The 19419-nt window shown below is 64.5% G+C and carries 20 protein-coding genes and 1 pseudogene; 3 read left to right on the top strand and 18 right to left on the bottom strand.

Going from position 1 to position 19419, the window contains the following annotated elements; genetic code table 11:
- Positions 1-106 precede the first annotated feature (106 nt).
- From FFS37_RS08290 to tesB, 7 genes are all read right to left on the bottom strand, one after another.
- Positions 107-913: an exodeoxyribonuclease III gene (locus FFS37_RS08290; protein ID WP_137930442.1), complete on the bottom strand. Its 807-nt coding sequence runs from the start codon at positions 911-913 to the stop codon at positions 107-109.
- 123 nt (positions 914-1036) lie between these two features.
- Positions 1037-1717 carry an outer-membrane lipoprotein carrier protein LolA gene (locus tag FFS37_RS08285; protein ID WP_137930548.1) on the bottom strand — a complete coding sequence of 227 codons (681 nt, stop codon included), beginning with the start codon at positions 1715-1717 and terminating at the stop codon, positions 1037-1039.
- A gap of 135 nt (positions 1718-1852) precedes the next feature.
- Positions 1853-4522, bottom strand: a complete 2670-nt coding sequence (locus FFS37_RS08280) for a DNA translocase FtsK (RefSeq protein ID WP_137930441.1) — start codon at positions 4520-4522, stop codon at positions 1853-1855.
- 209 nt (positions 4523-4731) lie between these two features.
- Positions 4732-5010, bottom strand: a complete 279-nt coding sequence (locus FFS37_RS08275; RefSeq protein ID WP_137930440.1) for a hypothetical protein — start codon at positions 5008-5010, stop codon at positions 4732-4734.
- 252 nt (positions 5011-5262) lie between these two features.
- Complete coding sequence (locus FFS37_RS08270; protein WP_137930439.1) at positions 5263-6624, bottom strand: ammonium transporter; 1362 nt, start codon at positions 6622-6624, stop codon at positions 5263-5265.
- A gap of 31 nt (positions 6625-6655) precedes the next feature.
- On the bottom strand, positions 6656-6994 hold the full coding sequence (locus tag FFS37_RS08265; RefSeq protein WP_137930438.1) for a P-II family nitrogen regulator: 339 nt from the start codon (positions 6992-6994) through the stop codon (positions 6656-6658).
- A gap of 236 nt (positions 6995-7230) precedes the next feature.
- Positions 7231-8091, bottom strand: coding sequence for an acyl-CoA thioesterase II (gene tesB / locus FFS37_RS08260; protein ID WP_137930437.1), 861 nt, complete (start codon positions 8089-8091; stop codon positions 7231-7233).
- A 127-nt stretch (positions 8092-8218) separates the two neighbouring features.
- Between tesB and FFS37_RS08255 the strand changes: the two genes are divergently transcribed.
- Positions 8219-9478: a ubiquinone biosynthesis hydroxylase gene (locus FFS37_RS08255; protein WP_137930436.1), complete on the top strand. Its 1260-nt coding sequence runs from the start codon at positions 8219-8221 to the stop codon at positions 9476-9478.
- Between the two features lie 309 nt (positions 9479-9787).
- Here the strand turns inward: FFS37_RS08255 and FFS37_RS08245 are convergent, their stop codons facing one another.
- Both FFS37_RS08245 and FFS37_RS08240 read right to left on the bottom strand, forming a co-directional pair.
- On the bottom strand, positions 9788-10318 hold the full coding sequence (locus FFS37_RS08245) for a hypothetical protein (RefSeq protein ID WP_137930435.1): 531 nt from the start codon (positions 10316-10318) through the stop codon (positions 9788-9790).
- A 183-nt stretch (positions 10319-10501) separates the two neighbouring features.
- A complete protein-coding gene (locus FFS37_RS08240; protein WP_137930434.1) occupies positions 10502-10858 on the bottom strand; it encodes a YciI family protein in 357 nt (118 codons plus the stop codon).
- Positions 10859-11295: 437 nt separating this feature from the next.
- Here FFS37_RS08240 and FFS37_RS08230 point away from each other — a divergent pair, with 437 nt between their 5' ends.
- A complete protein-coding gene (locus FFS37_RS08230; RefSeq protein WP_137930432.1) occupies positions 11296-11721 on the top strand; it encodes an OsmC family protein in 426 nt (141 codons plus the stop codon).
- A 55-nt stretch (positions 11722-11776) separates the two neighbouring features.
- Here FFS37_RS08230 and FFS37_RS08225 read toward each other — a convergent pair whose 3' ends face one another.
- Entirely contained in the window at positions 11777-12751 is a 975-nt protein-coding gene (locus FFS37_RS08225; protein WP_232375602.1) for a helix-turn-helix transcriptional regulator, read from the bottom strand.
- Between the two features lie 229 nt (positions 12752-12980).
- On the opposite strand from FFS37_RS08225, the gene FFS37_RS08220 reads away from it, so the two are divergent.
- Positions 12981-13133, top strand: coding sequence for a hypothetical protein (locus FFS37_RS08220; protein ID WP_137930430.1), 153 nt, complete (start codon positions 12981-12983; stop codon positions 13131-13133).
- A gap of 153 nt (positions 13134-13286) precedes the next feature.
- On the opposite strand, the gene FFS37_RS08215 is transcribed toward FFS37_RS08220, so the two are convergent.
- From FFS37_RS08215 to FFS37_RS08180, 8 genes and pseudogenes are all read right to left on the bottom strand, one after another.
- On the bottom strand, positions 13287-13922 hold the full coding sequence (locus tag FFS37_RS08215) for a YceH family protein (RefSeq protein WP_137930429.1): 636 nt from the start codon (positions 13920-13922) through the stop codon (positions 13287-13289).
- A 161-nt stretch (positions 13923-14083) separates the two neighbouring features.
- Positions 14084-14653: pseudogene (locus FFS37_RS08210) on the bottom strand (nucleotidyltransferase domain-containing protein); the annotation flags it as partial.
- A gap of 80 nt (positions 14654-14733) precedes the next feature.
- Entirely contained in the window at positions 14734-15513 is a 780-nt protein-coding gene (locus FFS37_RS08205; protein WP_137930427.1) for a succinate dehydrogenase iron-sulfur subunit, read from the bottom strand.
- Positions 15513-15950, bottom strand: a complete 438-nt coding sequence (locus FFS37_RS08200) for a DUF3052 family protein (RefSeq protein WP_137930426.1) — start codon at positions 15948-15950, stop codon at positions 15513-15515. Before FFS37_RS08200 ends, FFS37_RS08205 begins: the two co-directional genes overlap by 1 nt.
- A 1-nt stretch (position 15951) precedes the next feature.
- On the bottom strand, positions 15952-17787 hold the full coding sequence (sdhA, locus tag FFS37_RS08195; RefSeq protein ID WP_137930425.1) for a succinate dehydrogenase flavoprotein subunit: 1836 nt from the start codon (positions 17785-17787) through the stop codon (positions 15952-15954).
- Between the two features lies 1 nt (position 17788).
- Positions 17789-18187: a succinate dehydrogenase, hydrophobic membrane anchor protein gene (gene sdhD / locus FFS37_RS08190; RefSeq protein ID WP_137930424.1), complete on the bottom strand. Its 399-nt coding sequence runs from the start codon at positions 18185-18187 to the stop codon at positions 17789-17791.
- A 2-nt stretch (positions 18188-18189) separates the two neighbouring features.
- Positions 18190-18603, bottom strand: a complete 414-nt coding sequence (gene sdhC / locus FFS37_RS08185) for a succinate dehydrogenase, cytochrome b556 subunit (protein ID WP_137930423.1) — start codon at positions 18601-18603, stop codon at positions 18190-18192.
- 245 nt (positions 18604-18848) lie between these two features.
- Positions 18849-19247, bottom strand: a complete 399-nt coding sequence (locus FFS37_RS08180) for a hypothetical protein (RefSeq protein ID WP_137930422.1) — start codon at positions 19245-19247, stop codon at positions 18849-18851.
- Positions 19248-19419 lie beyond the last annotated feature (172 nt).

The following is a 19419-nucleotide window of genomic DNA, read 5'->3' as shown; positions in this document are numbered from 1 at the left end:
AATGGCTGATATCGAGAACCGGAGCGGAGCGTACTTTGGGTACGTGAGCACCGGAAGCGGAGGTATCGGCCATTTGCAGGCCGGTCTCACCTGAATATCGGCATACCTAGTCCAGATCGAACCGCGCAATCACAGGCACATGGTCCGACGGCCGGTCCCAGCCGCGCGCCGCCCGCAGGATCTCGTAGCCGGCGAAGTCGCCGACAAGGTTGGGCGAAGACCAGACATGGTCGAGCCGCCGGCCCCGGTTCGACGCCTCCCAGTCCTGCGCGCGATAGCTCCACCAGGTGTAGAGCTTCTGTTCGGGCGCAATGTTGAGCCGCATGAGATCGACCCAACCGCCGCCGAGCCGCATCGCCTCGAAATTTTCCGTCTCGACCGGCGTGTGGCTGACCACGTTGAGCAGTTGCTTGTGCGACCAGACATCGTGTTCGAGCGGCGCGATGTTGAGGTCGCCGACCAGCACGGAGGCCGACACTTCATCGTGCTCGGCGCGGATCGCGTTCATCTCGGCGACGAAATCGAGCTTGTGCCTGAATTTCCTGTTGATTTCGGGATTAGGCTCGTCGCCGCCCGCCGGAACGTAGAAATTATGCAGCAGGATCGTTTTGCCGCCGGCATGCACCTTCACCGACAGATGCCGGCTGTCGTCGATCTCGCAGAAGCGCCGCTTTTCGACCAGTTCGATTGGCCTTCGCGCCACCGTGGCGACGCCGTGGTACCCCTTCTGGCCATGGAAGGCGATATGCTGATAGCCCAGCTTGCGGAACGCCTTTTCGGGAAACAGTTCGTCGGGGACTTTCGTCTCCTGCAGGCACAGCACATCGGGCGCGTACTCGTCGAGCAGGCGCTCGACGATCGGCATGCGCAGGCGAACGGAGTTTATGTTCCAGGTGGCGACGGAAAAGGGCATGCGGCGGGTCCGGCGAGAGATCGCCGAACTACTGCCAGCCGCGCGCCGGAAAGACAAGCGACCTGATGCAGCTCACAGGCCGCCGTTACCGCGCGCGCAGGAGAGAAGCCCGGTACGATAAGCTTATCGCGTCTTCGTGTTCAGCTCGCGATTGGCCGTATAGTCGATGGCGAACGTATCGGGGGCGAAGCTGACGCCTTCCTTGACGTTGTAGATCATGACCGTCGTATCCTTGCCCTGCGCGTCGGTGATGGTCCACTGGCGCAGCTCATAGGTCTTCGGGTCGAACATCATGGTGATCTTCGAATTGCCGAAGACCGACTTGTCGGCAAGCTGAATGGTGGTGAGATCGCTCTCTTCCTTGATGCTTTGGACGCGGCCGCCGGAGAGGTCGATCCTGTCGTCGAGCAAAAGCTTCAGCGGCGTCTTCGACAGCGGATAGAGATCCGACGTGTTCAGCTTCTTGTTGAGGATGACCACCGACCGGCCGTCCGAGATCACCCGGAAGTTCGACGATCCATCGTAGTTGAAGCGGATCTTGCCCGGACGCTCCAGGAAGAACTTGCCGCCCGTCTGCTGGTTGTTGGGCGCGAACTGCACGAATTCGCCGCTCATCGATTTGACCGAGGAGAAATGGTCGGCGATCTTCTGCGCCGCCGGCGGCACGGCCGCCTGCGCCGAGGCCAGCAACTGGAACCCGGGTACCACGTTGATGGCCGCGGCCCCCGCGACGACAAGCCCGAGGCCGAGGAATTGCCGCCGGGTGGGAGCAAATTCGCCGAGCGTTGAAGACTGGTTTTTCATGTCGGTCACTCTCTTGGTGATTCCTGTATCCGCCGCTGTCCTGGACCCCCAGTTGGGCTGAAGTTTGGCGGTCGGGCGAGGCCGCTTCGCTTCAACGCGCCCAAGGGTTCAAGGTTGCGAAGGGCCTTGGTGCCGTCAGAACTTGTCCTCTTCGGTCGGCACCAGGATTTCGCGTTTACCCGCATGGTTGGCCGGGCCGACAATGCCTTCCTTTTCCATCTTCTCGATGATCGAGGCGGCCCTGTTGTAGCCGATGCCGAGCCGGCGCTGGATGTAGCTGGTCGAGGCCTTGCCGTCGCGCAGCACCACGGCCACCGCCTGGTCGTACGGATCGTCGGAATCCTCGAAATTGCCGCCACCGCCGCCGCCCGATCCACCCTTGCCCGACGGCTCGTCGTCGTCCTCGTCGTCATCCTCGGTGATGGCGTCGAGATATTCCGGCACGCCCTGCAGCTTCAGGTGCCCGACGACCTTCTCGACCTCGTCGTCGGAAACGAAGGGGCCGTGCACGCGCTGGATGCGCCCGCCACCGGCCATGTAGAGCATGTCGCCCATGCCGAGCAGCTGTTCGGCGCCCTGTTCGCCCAGGATGGTGCGGCTGTCGATCTTGGAGGTGACCTGGAAGGAGATTCGGGTCGGGAAGTTGGCCTTGATGGTGCCGGTGATGACGTCGACCGAAGGACGCTGCGTCGCCATGATCACATGAATGCCGGCGGCGCGCGCCATCTGCGCCAGGCGCTGCACGGCGCCTTCGATGTCCTTGCCGGCGACCATCATCAGGTCCGCCATCTCGTCGATGATGACGACGATGTAGGGCATCGGCTCGAGATCGAGATTCTCCGTCTCGTAGATCGCCTCGCCGGTCTGGCGGTCGAAGCCGGTCTGCACGGTGCGCGATATTCTTTCGCCCTTCTTCTCCGCCTGGCTGACCCGGGCGTTGAAGCCGTCAATGTTGCGCACGCCGACCTTGGACATCTTGCGGTAGCGGTCCTCCATCTCGCGCACGGTCCATTTCAGCGCCACGACGGCCTTCTTCGGATCGGTGACGACGGGCGTCAGCAAATGCGGGATGCCGTCATAGACGGAAAGTTCGAGCATCTTCGGGTCGATCATGATCAGCCGGCATTCCTGCGGCGTCAGCCGGTAGAGCAGCGACAGGATCATGGTGTTGATAGCGACCGACTTGCCCGAGCCGGTGGTGCCGGCGACGAGAACGTGCGGCATCTTGGCGATGTCGACGATGACGGCCTCGCCATTGATGGTCTTGCCCAGCGCCAGCGCCAGCTTCGCCTTGGTGGTCTCGAAGTCGCGGCTGGCCATGATTTCACGCAGATAGACCGTCTCGCGCTTGGCGTTCGGCAGCTCGATGCCGATGGCGTTGCGGCCGGGCACCACGGCGACGCGGCAGGCGATGGCGCTCATCGAACGGGCGATGTCGTCGGAAAGGCCGATGACGCGCGACGACTTGATGCCGGGGGCGGGTTCGAGCTCGTAGAGGGTGACCACCGGACCCGGGCGCACCGCGATGATCTCGCCCTTGACGCCGAAATCCTCCAGCACGCCTTCGAGCAGCCGCGCATTCTGCTCCAGCGCGTCCTTCGACAGGCTCGGGTCCTTCGCCACATTCTTCGGTTCGGACAGGAAATGCAGCGACGGCATCTCGAACGTGTCCGACCCGATGAGCGATGTCTGCGCCTCGCGCTGGACGCGGGCGCCCGGCGCCGGACGCGGCGCCGGCGCGGCAACGCGCGTGGCGGCATCGGAACGGAACTGCTGCACCTTGGCCGCCGGCGAAGCGCGGCGCTGGACGGGTTCGTCATCGAGATCGATATCGTCCTCGCCATTGTCGAAGCGGTCGTCGAAGACATCGGCGTCCTCGGGATCGACCGACACGCTGCGGTCGTTGACCATGGCGGCGAAGAATTCGGGCTCGACGCGGGCGCGGCCGGCCGCGCTCATGCGTTGCTCGGCGAATTCGGCCGATTCGACCCGTTCGGCGGCGCGGCGCCAGCCGCTGGCGCGCGGTTCCATCTCAGGCTCGTATTCGTCACGCTCCTGCCTGCGGCGCACGGCGCGACGATGCATCCAGGCGCGCAACGAAAGCCACCAGTGCGTAACGGCGCCGAGCGCCAATATGCCCTCGTCGCCCTCGTCTTCGTCCTCGTCGAACAGCAGCTCGTCCTCGCGCGGGTCGGCCGCGGTGGGCTCTTCCATGACCGCGAAGCCGTTCTTGCGGCCGATCAGCGCCGATCCGTAGGCGAACAGCCACAGCGCCGGTGCGGCCAGCAGCACGGCAAGCACGCTGGCGATCAGCCCGGTCGGATAGCCGCCGGTCAGAACGCCGGGAATCTTGAGCACCATGTCGCCGAACACGCCGCCGAGGCCGGTCGGCAGCGGCCAGGTCTTGGGCGGGACAATGCAGCCGGCGATCGCCGCGGCCAGCAGCGCGAAACCGAACCAGAACAGGCCGCGCTTGGGCAGCCTGTCGACGCCGCGCGCCGAAAACAGGAGGTAGCCCCAGATGACGGCCGGCACCAGCGCGGCGACGGCGGCAAGGCCGAAGAACTGCATGGCAAGGTCGGAGAAGACCGCGCCGGCATAGCCCATGGCGTTGGTGACGGTGTTGGCGGTGGCATGCGAGAAGCTGGGATCGGCGACGTTCCAGGTGGCGAGGCTCGCGACCCCGAAGGCAACGAAGGCAAACAGCCCGGCGCCGACCAGCCGGCCGACCTGGCGCCGCGCGAAAGCCTGGATGCCGTGCCCCGTGTCGGTCAGCGCGAGCGGTGCTGAAGCCCCTGAACGCATGCCTCTTCCTCGTCTGTGCGTGGCTGGCCCGAGCGCACGACGCACTCCGGCAGATTCGGATGTCAGACTATGCGGGGGAAGGTTAAGGGCGCATTAACTATAAGCCCCTGATCGGAAGCGTGGGGCATGGAGATTCACGACGACGGCCGCGCGGCGCCAAAATGGCGGGCCGCCTGGCCCGCCATCCATTCGACAGGGGAGCGAGGCGCTTACTTGTTGGCACCGCCGAGCGTGTTCAGATTGCCGCAGAACTCGGCATGCGGTTTGCTCATGGCCGCGTCCTGGCATTCCTTCATCATGGCATCCTGTTTGTCCTTCGGCATGGCCATGAAGGCGGCCTTGAATTCCGCCATCGGCTTCATGGTCTTCATGCTGGAATCGGTGAAGAACGGCGCCATGTTGTCAGGATCGTCGAGCGCGCCCGCCAATGCAACGCCGCTGACCATGGAAAGAGCGATTGCCCCGAGGAGGATATTCTTGATGTTCATCTGCAGGTCCTTCCCTTTTTGTTTCGACCGCCGGAACGACGATCGCCACAACAGTTCGGGGTTGGCGCTGCGGATGTTTCATCCCCGGCGAATCAAGTGAATGTGATCGACACGCATCTCCAAACAAAAGGAGGCCCGGACAAGGTCCGGGCCTCAATGCGTGAAGCGCCTTTCGGGAGCATCACGACGGGATCTCTGTGACCATGGGACCGGCGGGAGGAGGGTTCCGCCGGCCCCTTGGCGAAGCCTGCCTTATGGCACCACTTCGCCATGCTGGGAGATGTCGAGGCCCTCGACCTCTTCCTGGGTCGTCGGACGCAGGCCGACCAGCGCCTTGACGATGTAGAGAATCACGAAGGTGACGATCGCGGTCCAGGCGATGGTGAAGATGATGCCGTAGAACTGGGTGACGACCGAGGCGCCCTTGCCGAGCGCGTTGATCGCCGGATCGGCGAGCGCGCCGGTGAGCAACGCTCCCACCACACCGCCGACGCCATGCACGCCGAAGGCATCGAGCGAGTCGTCATAGCCGAGAGCGTGCTTGAGCTTGACCGCCGAGAGGTAGCAGACCACGCCGGCGACGATGCCGACGATGAAGGCGCCGGTCGGGTTGACGAAGCCGGAAGCCGGCGTCACCGCGACGAGGCCGGCCACGGCGCCCGAAATGATGCCCAGAACCGATGGCTTCTTGGCGACGATCCATTCGGCGAACATCCAGGCCAGCGCCGCTGCGGCGGTGGCGACCTGCGTGTTCATCATGGCCGCGCCGGCGACGCCGTCGGCCGCAAGCTCCGAACCGGCGTTGAAGCCGAACCAGCCGACCCACAGCAGCGAGGCGCCGATCACCGAATAGACGAGGTTGTGCGGCGCCATGTTGGTGGTGCCGTAGCCCTCGCGCTTGCCAAGGACGAGCGCGCAGACCAGGCCCGCGACACCGGCGTTGATGTGGACGACCGTGCCGCCGGCGAAGTCGAGAACGCCCCACGAGCCAAGGAAACCGCCGCCCCACACCCAGTGGGCGATCGGCGCGTAGACGAACAGCAGCCACAGCGTCATGAAGATCAGCAGAGCCGAGAATTTCATGCGCTCGGCGAAGGCGCCGGCGATCAGCGCCGGGGTGATGATGGCAAACGTCATCTGGAACATGGAGAAGACGAATTCAGGAATGTTCGCCACCCCCGGCGCCCACAGCGTCGAGACCGTGATGCCGTGGTGGAAGAATTTCGAGAACCCGCCGATATAGTTGTTCAGGCTGGCGGAATCGTTGGTGGAGAAGGCGAGCGAATAGCCGAACATGAACCACAGCACCGTCACCAGGCAGGTGATGGCGAAGCTCTGCATGATGGTGGCCAGCACGTTCTTCTTGCGCACCATGCCGCCGTAGAACAGCGCCAGGCCGGGGATGGTCATCATCAGCACCAGCGCCGTCGAGGTCAGCATCCAGGCGGTGTTGCCGGTATCGAGCACGGGAGTGGGAGCGGCGGCCGGCGCGGCCGCGGCAGCCGCCGGAGCTGCTTCCTGCGCAAAGGCGGCGACGCTGCCCAATGCCGCGAGAGCGAGCGAGCCCAGAAGGGCCGCCCGTCCCGTTGTCTTCAAGGTGGAAGGAATATTCATTGAACTCTCCATTGGAATACGTGTTCGCGGCTTAAAGCGCGTCGGAGTCTGTTTCGCCGGTGCGGATGCGCACCGCCTGGTCGATGCCGAAAACGAAAATCTTGCCGTCGCCGATCTGGCCGGTCTTGGCGGCGGCGGTGATGGCCTCGACGGCCTTGTCGACCATGTCGGCGCCGACCGCGACTTCGATCTTGATCTTCGGCAGGAAGCTGACCGCGTATTCCGCCCCGCGATAGATTTCCGTATGCCCCTTCTGACGCCCGTAGCCTTTGACTTCGGTGACGGTCAGGCCCTGGATGCCGACAGCGGTGAGCGCTTCGCGCACCTCGTCGAGCTTGAACGGCTTGATGATTGCCATCACGATTTTCATAAGGTTTCACCCTTTGCTGTTGCGGTCCCCCGCGTTTGCACGACTGCACCGATCCCAAGGAGCCGGAGAGTGCTCCAAGGGATTCAAGCTCCGTGCCAAGTGCCGAAGCGACGTGTTAACCTGTTGTAAACAAAGGGATTGGAATGACCGCAGCCGGCAAGTGCCGAAGCCTGAGGCTCAGCACTTGCTCAAAAATTATGCAATTTTCTCGAAATGCCTAATTCGCCGGCTTCTGCTCAACGCTTGAGCCGGATCAACCCTTCCTGGGCCATGGAGGCGATCAGCGTGCCGTCACGCGCGTAGAGCGTGCCGCGGCTGAAACCGCGCGATCCCGAACTCGACGGGCTGTCCTGCGCGTAGAGCAGCCAGCCGTCCAGCGGATGCGGCCGGTGGAACCACATCGAATGGTCGAGGCTCGCCGCCTGGATGTCGGGATCGAACAGGCCGCGCCCATGTGCGAAGGTCGAGGTGTCGAGCAGCGTCATGTCGGAGAGATAGGCCAAAAGCACCGACTGCAGGGCGCGGTCGTCGGGGACCGGTCCGGCAAGCCGGATCCAGACGTTCTGGCGGGGCGGCAGCTTGTCGCGGCTTTCGTAATGCTGGAGGTTGACGGGCCGCAGTTCCAGCGGCCGCTCCCGCGCCCAGAAGCGGCGGACCGCTTCCGGCACCCGGTCGGCGGTTTCGAGCAGCTGGCGCTGCGTCTTCAACCCTTCCGGCGGCGGCACGTCGTCGGGCAGCGCGAACTGGTGCTCGAGACCCTTTTCGTCGACCTGGAACGAGGCTTCGAGCGAAAAGATCGCCTGGCCATGCTGGATCGCCAGCACGCGCCGCGTGGTGAAGGAGCCGCCGTCACGGATGCGGTCGACCTCGTAGATGATCGGCACCTTGATGTCACCCGGCCGCATGAAATAACCGTGCAGGGAATGCACGAAGCGGTCCGGCTCCACCGTCCGCTGCGCCGCCACCAGCGCCTGGGCGATCGTCTGGCCGCCGAACACGCGCTGCCACTCCACCTGGGGGCTGCGACCACGATACAGATTGTGTTCCAGCCTCTCGAGGTCGAGAATGCGCAGAAGCTCGTCCATGGCCGCCGTCATGTTTTGTGACCTCGCCGCAAAATTGCTATGGCGGTTTCCGACAGGAAGAACCAGCCGTCAAGGGCGCAGGCCGGGCCGGCGCCCCAAGATGGCGCACACAAGATGGCGGACACAAGGAGCCAGGACAATGGAACGCAAGGCGCACGCCAAGACCGGAGCCGGGCTCGATATCCTGATCGCCGGGGCCGGCTATGTCGGGCTGGCCGCCGCAGTCTCGCTCAAGCAGGCCCGGCCGGGCCTTGCCGTGGCGCTGGTCGATGCGGCGCCTGCCGGCGCCTGGCAGCGGGACGGCCGCGCCTCGGCGATTGCCGCAGCCGCCTGCCGCATGCTCGACCAGCTCGGCGTCTGGGCCGAGATCGCGCCCCGGGCGCAGGCGATCACCGAGATGATCATCACCGATTCGCGCAGTTCCGACCCGGTGCGTCCGGTCTTCCTGACGTTCGGCGGCGAGGTCGCGCCGGGCGAACCTTTCGCGCACATGGTCGCCAACAGGACGCTGAACGGCGCCTTGCGCGCCAGGGCCGAAAAGCTCGGCATCGACATCATCGAAGGCATCGCGGTGCATGGCTTCGAAACCGATGGCGGCGGCATCACGGTGCACCTTGCCGATGGCGCTGCCTTGACGGCGCGGCTGCTGGTTGCCGCCGACGGCGTCAACTCCAGGCTGCGCGACATGGCCGGCATCAAGACGGTCAAATGGGAATACGGCCAGTCCGGCATTGTCTGCACCGTCGCCCATGAGCGCCCGCACAATGGCCGCGCCGAAGAACACTTCCTGCCGGCCGGCCCCTTCGCCACCTTGCCGCTCAAACCCGACGAGGACGGGACCAACCGGTCCTCGATCGTCTGGGTCGAACGCGCGGAAGACGCGAAAGCGCTCGTGGAAGGCGACGATCTCGTGTTCGAGCACGAACTCGAGCAGCGTTTCGGCCTGCAACTCGGGGAGATCCGCGTCGCCGACAAGCCACGCGCCTGGCCCCTCGGCCTGACCATCGCACAGGCCTTCGTCGCGCCACGCGTCGCGCTCGCCGGCGATGCTGCCCACGGCATTCATCCGATTGCCGGCCAGGGCCTCAATCTCGGCTTCAAGGATGTGGCGGCCCTTGCCGAAGTCATCGTCGAGGCGGACCGGCTCGGCCAGGACATCGGCGCGCTCGACGTGCTGGAGCGCTACCAGCAGTGGCGCCGTTTCGACACCGTGCAGATGGGCGTCACCACCGATGTGCTGAACCGGCTGTTTTCCAACGACATTGCCCCGCTGCGCGCCGTCCGCGACATCGGCCTCGGCCTGGTCGAGCGCATGCCGAGAGTGAAGGATTTCTTCATCCGCCAGGCCTCCGGCCTGTCCGCCGGCACGCCGAGGCTTTTGAAGGGCGAGGCGATCTGAGCGAAGCTGCGTCGCCTGGCTGCCGATCGGAGCACTAACTGTGAGCTCAACATGAGGGGCCAGAGTATCGAACGTCAGTGCCGCCCCTCATTGCCCTGCCGGGCATTTCTCCCCGTATAGTGACGGGGAGAAAGGGCTGGCCGCAGCCTCGGCGTTTTCCTTGCAGCGTCGGCGATTGGCGAAATAGCTTATACAGCGCCCCTCTCCCCGTCCCTATACGGGGAGAGGATGCCGGCAGGCAGGTAGGGGCGGCGCAAACGATTGTAGATGAGTTGAGCCCGAAGCCACGACCTCGAATATCAACGCAGCTCAATTCACCTCGAACCCGAGTTTCTGCCGCAACCTCAAGATCCGCTGGTCCTGTATCTTCAGGCGCTGCTCGCCGCCCTGTGCCACGCGGTTCAGCATCTGCAGCAGGTCTTCCCTTTCATGGGGATCGAGGCGTTCGCGCAGGAACGGCGCCAGCTTGTCGATGACGATGGTCGTGTCGTCGATCTGCGAGGCGGCCCACTTGGCGTAGACGACCGCCTCGTCCGTCTTCTTCGGGCCGTCCGCGATTTGCGAAATCACCTCGCGGATGACCGCCTCGCGCTGCGGCAGGACAGGTCCATCCTCGGACACGATCGCGGTGATCAGCGTCGCGGCCGCCACCACCGGGTCGTCGATCGCCGTCAGCGGCGACAGCGCCGCCTGCTTGCGCAGCTTCTTGCGCCTGATGTTGCCCTGCACGCGGCCGACGACGTCGGCGACCTCGCGCGCGGCGTCGTTCATCGCCTTCATCCGGTACCACCAGAACGCCGCCGCGCCCAATGCGCCAAGGATAGCAATCACGAAAGGCATAGCACGGTCCCCTCAAAATCGCGGCGACGATATGAGAACTGGCGCCTCGCTTCAACACGCGTGAGTTGCCTTGCCTGGAGAAAATTCAATTCACGGCTGGTGAAGCTTAGGCGGATAACAAGTCTGATCTGGCGGGCGATGCTGGAGCCGGATGCGGATCCACTTCACGCGGTTCGGCTCCGCTTAGGACCCCGGTATGTCGTAGACAGCCCTCACCTCGACCGTGCCGATTTCGGCCAGCGGGATGCCGGCGGCGATGTCGAGCGCTTCATCGAGCGTGCCGGCCTCGACCATGACGAAACCAAGCAGTTGCTCCTTGGTTTCGGCGAACGGACCGTCGACGACCAGCCGCTTGCCCTGGCGACGCCGTACTGTCTTGGCCGACGTCACCGACTGCAGCGCCTCTGCGACGATCAGCTTGCCCTGCTGGTCCAATGTCCTGTCATAGGCGAGCGAGTCGGCATTGAGCTTGGCTCCCCGCTCGGCGGTGAGGGCGTGGAGGTCCTTTTCCTCTCCATAGACCAGACAGACATATTTCATTTCGGGCTCCCTTGCTGCGATGAACCATAGGATGCGGTAACGGGCATGTCAGCCTTGCCGGTGGCCGCGCGCTCGAGAAGGCAGGCCGAGGCTCCGATTATGGCGAGCGCGGCCAGAAGGCGCCCAAGGCCCGAGGCCGGCGGATCAAGCCAGAAATCCTGCCTTCGCCCGGCGCTGCGCCCAGGTCTTTTCCAGAGTGTGAAAAACAGATCGTCCATGCGAACCTCCATCCAGCCACCGATGACATGGCCAACCGCAGGACGGACTGACCGGACGGAAGTCGACATTTTTGTACGATTATTTTTTCGGGATGCGACGCGCTGTCATCGTGGTGTGCTGCAAACGGCGCAGTGGTCTTCGCGAACGCCCGCGCTATAGTTGACCCGACGCCGGGCTCGACCCGGCGATACAAGGTCACGACAACCAAGGAGGACTCCATGGACCGCACAGCGAACGCCGTCTGGAAAGGCAATCTCACCGAGGGCAAGGGCACGCTCGATACGCAGAGCGGCGCGCTCAAGGCAGCGCCCTATTCGTTCAAGATGCGCTTCCAGGACGAGACCGGCAAATCCGGCACCAATCCGGAAGAGCTGATCGCGGCCGCCCACGCCGGCTGCTACGCGATGCAGCTTTCGCACTTCCTGGCCGAGAACGGCACGCCCGCGGCCGAACTCGACGCCAAGGCCGTGGTGACGCTGGTCCCCGGCACCGGCATTACCGGCAGCGCTATCACGCTGGTCGGCAAGGTGCCCGGCATCGATGCCGCGAAATTCAAGGAACTGGCCGAAAAAGCCAAGGCCGAATGCCCGGTCTCGAAAGCCCTCGGCGCCATCAAGGTATCGCTCGACGCCAGGCTGGGTTGAGCGGGACGGCGCGATCGCGAGCGCCGGCTTCGGGCTGGCGCTCGCATCTTGAAGATCAGTCCTTCAACGCGGCGGCCCGCACATCGGAAGGCGTTGCATCGTAGCATCGGCGAAAAGCCCGGTTGAAATGGGACAGGTCGTTGAAGCCGGCCTCGAAGGCGATCGCGGTGATGCTGCGGCCGGCATGACGCGGATCCGAGAGCATGCGATGCGCGCGCAGCAGGCGTTGACGCAGCATGAAGTCCGACAGCGACATGCCCTCGCCCTCGAACAGCTTGCGCACGTAGCGGGCGGAAAGACGGTGCCGGCGGGCGATATCCTCGGCCGAAAGATCGCCGTGCCCGCCATGGGCTACTATGTCGGCCTTGATGGCGCGCAGCCGCGCCACGCGCACGCCGCGTCCGCGCGCGATTTCCGCCGCGTCCCGGGTCGCACCCATGGCCAAAGCGGCGAGATCGAACATATGCGTCGTCGCCAGGTGCAAGGCCTCCGGCGTCAGCGCGTCGCCGGCATCCTGGATGGACTGCACATAGTCGAGCAGCAGCCGCATCGCCCCGCTGCCCGCAGGCAGCGGCCGCATCAGGACCTGGGCCGGATCGCCGATCAGCGGTGAAAGCTGCTTCAGCGAAAAGCTCATATTGACGAAGCGAAGGCCGCCAGGCTGGATGAGGTTGAGGCCGACCTCTTCGCCACTCATCATCAATGCCTGGCCATTGCCGACCGCCTCCTCGCGGCCGCGATGCTTCATCACGCTCGCGCCATCGAGGGCCGCCAGCAGGATGAGGTCATCGCTTTCGATCAGCGACGTCGAGTGATGGACGCGGAATTCCGAACAGGTGCCGGTAGCGATGCCGAGACCAGGCAAGGCGCGCACCTTTATGTCGACCCGGGTGGGACCGAGCGGATCGAGGTCGACCTTGAGCACGGTGCGGCCATAGACCTCACGCATGACCTCGACGCGGTCGCGCTCCGAAACCATGTCCGTCGTCAGCCTGAACGCGGCGGACGGCCCCTTCATCGTCGCAGTCACCGGCACCCCCATGCCTCAGACCATGATTTCCAAAAGGGGGGCCGGTTTTTGGAAAGGATCACGGTCGATTACGAGGGCGCTCATATGCGCCGGAGCGCCCAAAACGTCAATACAGGGCCGTTTTGACCGCTTTTAGGGCCGCTGCGTCCAAGCTGCCCCTCTTCAATCCCCCTAGCTTGCGGCGCGCTCCCGTACGGAGACGCGTCGCAAACAACCACGAGGGGGTTCGATGTATCATTTGCAACTGTTGAAGACACTGTCGGGTCTCGCATCGGCAGGCTTCAATCCGCGCGTCTATCTGCTGTCCATCGCCCTCGGCAAAACCGTTGCCGATCATCGCGACCTGAAGCTGCCGCCGCGCGCCGGAGAGCGTCAGCCATGAGGCTGGCAAGGGCGCGCGACGCCTTTCCCTGGCGCGCCGGTTCTATGCTGCGGCCTGTCCGGCCGCGTCGGCGTCAATCCGGTGCGGGCCGGCGAAGGTGAGGCGGTAAGGCGGTCGAGCCTTGGCGCCCTTTCCGCCGGCGTCCAAGGGCCGTCAGGAACCTTTGCCAGTCAGAGCTTCGATGCTGGCGCGCAGCCTCGCGACTTCCTCTTCGAGGGCGATGATGCGCTCTTCGAGATCCGAGGCCGGCGAGGGCTGGGCCTGGTACACCGCGGCTGGCGCAATCTGCGGCGCGCCGCTCAAAAGATGCACGTAGCGGTCCTCGCGCTGGCCCGGGCCACGCGGAATCTCCTGAACCAGCGGCGGCCGGCGGCCGATCAGCATGTCGAGTTCGCCGCGCAGGTCTTCGATCGAGGAAAACCGCGCCATGCGCTCGCTTCGCGCCAACAGCTCATGCGCGGTCTGCGGTCCGCGCAGCAGGAGCAGGCCGAGCAGCGCGGACTGCGGCGTGGTCAGCGAGAAGCGCTGCGCCATCTGATGCTCGTAACGCTCCACCCGCGAACCGAACATCTGCCGCACCAGCCCCTTCTGCTCGAGCAGCTTGAGCGCCCGGTGCACCTCCGTCTGCTCCAGCGCCATGACAGGCTCGCGCGCCGTCTTCTGATTTGCGGCGGCGAGTGCCGCGTTGAGCGTCAGCGGGTAGACGTCCGGCGTCAGTTCCTTCTTCTCGATAAGGCATCCAAGCACCCGCGCCTCGGCGGGAGACAGAATGGGAAGGTCTTCGCTCATGGAAATTGTTCAGCCTCCCGGCGGTAAAATTCAGTTGCAAGAGCATATTTGCGCGCTTGGCGGGCCTCATCCCTGATCGTGGCGGCGAGGTTCATTTCGTGGTGACCATAGCGCGCTTCGAGGTAGTGCGCGATTGCCGTCGGGATGACACCGGACCCCATCTCCCGCGTCTGGCTTTTCCTTTCGATCAGCCCCCGGATTTCCTCTGCTGCCGGCGCCGGCACGTCCGTCTGGTCAAGGCATTCGCCAAGATTCATCGGCGGCAGGTCGGCAAAGCCACGCTGTTCCATCCAGTCCAGCGCGACCAGCGGGCGGATCAAATAGAACAGCTTCTTCAGCTTCACCTCGCCGGAAAAACTACCGATCTTGGCGACATGCGAGCGCGCCAGGCCGAGATAGTGGTGCGATACCTTTCCCGGATCGACGATCCCGGCCAGCAGGTCGAGCAGCCGCGCGCGAAATCCCGTGACTTCCTCATAGACGATGGGCGATTTTGCCCATTCGACGATGACCGCATTGCCACCGAGCGCCAGCAGCAAGGCCTTGCGCAGATCCCAGCCCCCGGCATCGATCTCGCCTTCGATCGGAAACTCGATCACGTCGCGCGGCTGTTGCAGCGCGAGGTGATCCGACACCGGCCTGATGTAGACAAAGCGGCAGTCATAATCGCTGTCGGGCGAGGGAAATCCCCAAGCGCGGCTGCCGCTCTCGATGGCAAACAGGATTTCCACACCTTGGCTTCGCACAAGATCGAGCCGCGCCCGGATGGCCGCGACGGCGTCCTGGGAGAAGTCCGCGGGTAACGTCGGCGTCAGACCCTTCTCTCCACCATCATCTTCTTGATCTCGGCGATCGCCTTGGCCGGGTTGAGGCCCTTGGGGCAGGTCTGCGCGCAGTTCATGATGGTGTGGCAGCGGTAGAGCCGGAACGGGTCTTCCAGATTGTCGAGCCGCTCGCCCTTGGCTTCGTCGCGGCTGTCGATCAGCCAGCGATAGGCCTGCAGGAGGGTCGCCGGGCCGAGATAGCGATCGCCGTTCCACCAGTAGCTCGGGCAGGAGGTCGAACAGCAAGCGCACAGGATGCACTCGTAGAGCCCGTCGAGCTTTTCGCGGTCCTCATGGCTCTGCAGCCATTCCTTGGCGGGCGTCGGCGAGACCGTCTGCAGCCAGGGCTGGATCGAGGCGTGCTGGGCGTAGAAATTGGTGAGGTCGGGCACCAGGTCCTTGATGACGGGCATGTGCGGCAGCGGGTAGACCTTGACCGCACCGGAAATGTCGTCGCACCCCTTGGTGCAGGCCAGCGTGTTGGATCCGTCGATGTTCATGGCGCACGAGCCGCAAATGCCTTCGCGGCAGGAACGGCGCAGGGTCAGCGTCGGATCGATCTTGTTCTTGATCCACAACAGCGCGTCGAGCACCATCGGTCCGCAATCGTCCATGTCGACGAAATAGGTGTCGATGCGCGGGTTCTCGTCATCGTCCGGCGACCAGCGGTAGATCCGGTACTCGCGCAAATTGGTCGCGCCTTCCGGCTTCGGCCAGGTCTTGCCCTGCTGGACCTTCGAATTCTTGGGAAGCGTGAGTTCGACCATTACCTCAGGTCCTTTCGGATGACGAGCTTCAGCCCGGACCAGATTTCATTCACGGCGGCGACCTTGACGTCGACAAGGTCGCGTTTCAGCGCCTCGGCGCGGACGACGCCCTCGGTGACGTCGGTGGCCACTTTCGAGGCTTTCTTGGGCCAGGAGACCCAGACCATGCCATCGCGCCTGATCGCCGCCTCCACATCGCCAAGGCGATCCTCGATCTCGGCGCGCTGCCGGGTGAAGGCATGCACGGCATCGTATTTCTGGTGGGCGCCCGAGATGCCGGACCAGTCGGCCAGCCGGTCGACCCCGGCGAAATCCACGGCCCGGGCGAGATCGTCGAGTTCCGGCGGCAATGCGATGAAGGCGGCCGTCATGCCGTCCTTCAGGCCGAGCTTGGCCGGAAGGGGCTTGCCGGAATATCCCGCTGCCGCCGGTGCCATATCAATACACCCGGGCCTTCGGCGCGATCTTGGCCAGGCTGATGCCGCCGTCCTTTTCGGCCAGCAGCGGCTCGGTGTGCACCGGCCGGTAGCTCAGCGTCACCTTGCCGTCCTCGCTGAGCCGGGCCAGCGTGTGCTTGCGCCAGTTGGTGTCGTCGCGGGCGGAAAAATCCTCCCGTGCATGCGCGCCACGGCTCTCCTTGCGCGCCTCGGCGCCATAGACGGTGGTGATGGCGTTGGCCATCAGGTTTTCCAGCTCCAGCGTCTCGACCAGGTCGGAGTTCCAGATCATCGAGCGGTCGGAGACCTTGATGTCCTTGAGCTCGCCCCAGATTTCCGAGATGCGCTTGCAGCCGTTCTCCAGCGACTCCTGCGTGCGGAACACGGCGGCGTCTTCCTGCATGGCCTTCTGCATCTTTTCGCGCAGCACCGCCGTCGGCGTCGAGCCGTTGGCATGACGCAATTTGTCGAAGCGATCCATGATCTTCTCGACCGAGGCCTCGTTGGGCGAAGGGATGGCCGACTTGCGGTCGATGACCTGGCCGGCGCGGATCGCCGCGGCGCGGCCGAAGACGACGAGATCGATCAGCGAATTGGAGCCGAGCCGGTTGGCGCCGTGCACCGAGGCGCAGCCGGCCTCGCCCACCGCCATCAGGCCGGGCGACACCTTGTCGGGATCCTTCGCCGTCGGGTTCAGCACCTCGCCCCAGTAGTTGGTCGGCACGCCACCCATATTGTAGTGCACCGTCGGCAGCACCGGGATCGGCTCCTTGGTCAGGTCGACGCCGGCGAAGATTTTTGCTGATTCCGAAATGCCCGGGAGCCTTTCGTGCAAGACCGCCGGATCGAGGTGATCGAGGTGGAGAAAGATATGATCCTTCTTCTTGCCGACGCCACGCCCTTCCCGGATTTCCAGCGTCATGCAGCGCGAGACGACGTCGCGCGAGGCAAGATCCTTGGCCGATGGCGCGTAGCGCTCCATGAAGCGCTCACCCTCGGAATTGACGAGATAGCCGCCCTCGCCGCGCGCGCCCTCCGTGATCAGGCAACCGGCGCCGTAGATGCCGGTCGGATGGAACTGCACGAACTCCATGTCCTGCAGCGGGAAGCCGGCCCTGGCCGCCATGCCGCCACCGTCGCCGGTGCAGGTATGCGCCGAGGTCGCCGAGAAATAGGCGCGGCCATAGCCGCCGGTCGCCAGCACCACCGTCTTGGCCGAAAAACGATGGATGGTGCCGTCGTCGAGGTTCCAGGCGACGACGCCGGTGCAGGTGCCGTCCGGCTCCATGATCAGGTCGAGCGCGAAATACTCGATGAAGAACTGCGCGTTGTTCTTCAGCGACTGGCCGTAGAGCGTGTGCAGGATGGCGTGGCCGGTGCGGTCGGCGGCGGCGCAGGTGCGCTGCACGGGCGGACCGTCGCCGTAATTCATCATGTGGCCGCCGAACGGCCGCTGGTAGATCTTGCCTTCCTCGGTGCGCGAGAACGGCACGCCATAATGCTCGAGCTCGTAGACCGCCGCCGGCGCCTCGCGCACCAGATATTCCATGGCGTCGACATCGCCCAGCCAGTCCGAGCCCTTGACGGTGTCGTACATGTGCCACTGCCAGGAATCCGGGCCCATGTTGGACAGCGATGCGGCGATGCCGCCTTGCGCCGCCACCGTGTGCGAGCGGGTCGGGAACACCTTGGTGATGCAGGCGGTGCGCAGGCCCTGTTCGGCCATGCCGAGCGTGGCGCGCAGGCCGGCCCCTCCGGCGCCGACGACCACCACGTCGAATTTGTGGTCGACGAAGGTATAACCTGCCGTGTTGGCTGATTTTGCGTCCTTGGCCAACTCAGCCTCCGAATGCCAGCTTGAGCAGGGCGAAGATCGAGGCCACGCCGACCGCTACAGTGAAAAATGTGCTGAGCGCGATCGTCAGCAGCTTGAGGCCTTCGCTGATCACATAGTCCTCGATGATCACCTGCATGCCGAGCCGCATGTGGTAGAGCCCGGAGATCAGGAAAAGGATCATCACCAGCGCCACGAACGGATTGGCGAGTGCTGCCCGCACCTCCGCGTAACCGGCGCCGTTCAGCGCGATCAGGAACCCGACGAAGAACAGTGTCAGGGGAATGTTGGCGAGCGCCGTCAGCCGCTGGCGCCAGAAATGCTGTGTACCCTCATGCGACGAGCCGAGGCCGCGGACCTTGGCCATCGGCGTGCGCATGTCGGTATTGTTCTTGCCGCTCATGATCAGGCTCCTCGCGCCAAATAGCCAGCGACCCAGATCAGCAACGTCAGCACAACGGACCCGGCGAGCGTCGCCCAGGCGATCTTCGATGCCGTGTGCTTCTCGAGCCCGGCGCCAGTGTCCCAGATGAAGTGGCGCACACCGCCCAGCATGTGGTGCATCAATGCCCAGGTGTAGCCGAGCAGCACGAGCCGGCCGAGCCAGGTGCCGAACGCCCAGTTCACCCAGTCGAAGGTCGCCTGCGAGCTTGCCGCCGCCATCAGCCACACGGCGACCAGCAGCGTGCCGAAATAGAGCGCGCCGCCGGTGATGCGATGGATGATCGACATCGTCATCGTGATCGGCGGGCGATAGATCGTCAGATGCGGCGAAAGCGGCCGTTCGCGTCTGGCTTGGGTGGCTGGTGATTTGCTCATGGCTGCCCCAGTTCGGCGTCTCCCGCCTCATGTGGAATTGCGGCATTGCCGCTTCCGGTTGCGACTTCGGACAGCCGGTTTCTAATGCTCTTTTTGCACCGCGTCAAAGCCAGAAAACCGTTTCGAAAACGTAATTTAGTCTGAATAAAAGGCGTGCCGGCGCTTCAATCGATTAGGGGCTGGCGGCCCGAAGCCGGCTCGATATCGCTGCAGTGCAGCATGCCGGCCCGGCGCCGGCACAGCCGTCAGCGCTTGCATGTCACCGGCGTCGACCCCGCCTTCATCACCAACGCCTCGCGGCCATCGATCACAATCGCGTCATGCGCCTGCTGGTAGCGGCTGTTCTGGTTGGCCGGCGAGGCCTGCAGGTCCTCGTTCATGCCATTGGGCCCCTGCACATGCACCGAGCTGCCGAGATTCTCGACGGTCATCATGCCATCGGCGCCGCAATTGTAGGTCGCGGTGCGCGGCTGCGGCGCGCTGACATCGGTGACGGGGCCGCTCGCCGAAGCCGCCGGCGCGAGCGTTGCGGGAGCGGCCATCTTGTTGGCAGCTTTCGGGGTGTTGTCCTGCGGCACGCAGGCGATGGTGACGAGCAGCGGAAGAAACGCAAGCGTCACCCGTGCTGTGCGGCGTAACGCCATATGCTGTCCTCCCCTGCGGCAAACTAGCCGTGATGTTGCGCCAAGATCAAGGTCACCAGGCCCCGGCTACCAATCCGAACCCACCAATCCTGACGCTGAATTCGCGCCGGTCGCGATCGTGTGGGCAAGCATGGCCGAATGATGGCGGCCGGGTTTTTCCTGCCCTCTGAAA

Origin of the sequence: Mesorhizobium comanense (assembly GCF_005503535.1) — a bacterium.
Lineage (GTDB): Bacteria > Pseudomonadota > Alphaproteobacteria > Rhizobiales > Rhizobiaceae > Mesorhizobium > Mesorhizobium comanense.
This window is presented reverse-complemented; position numbering and strand designations above follow the sequence as displayed.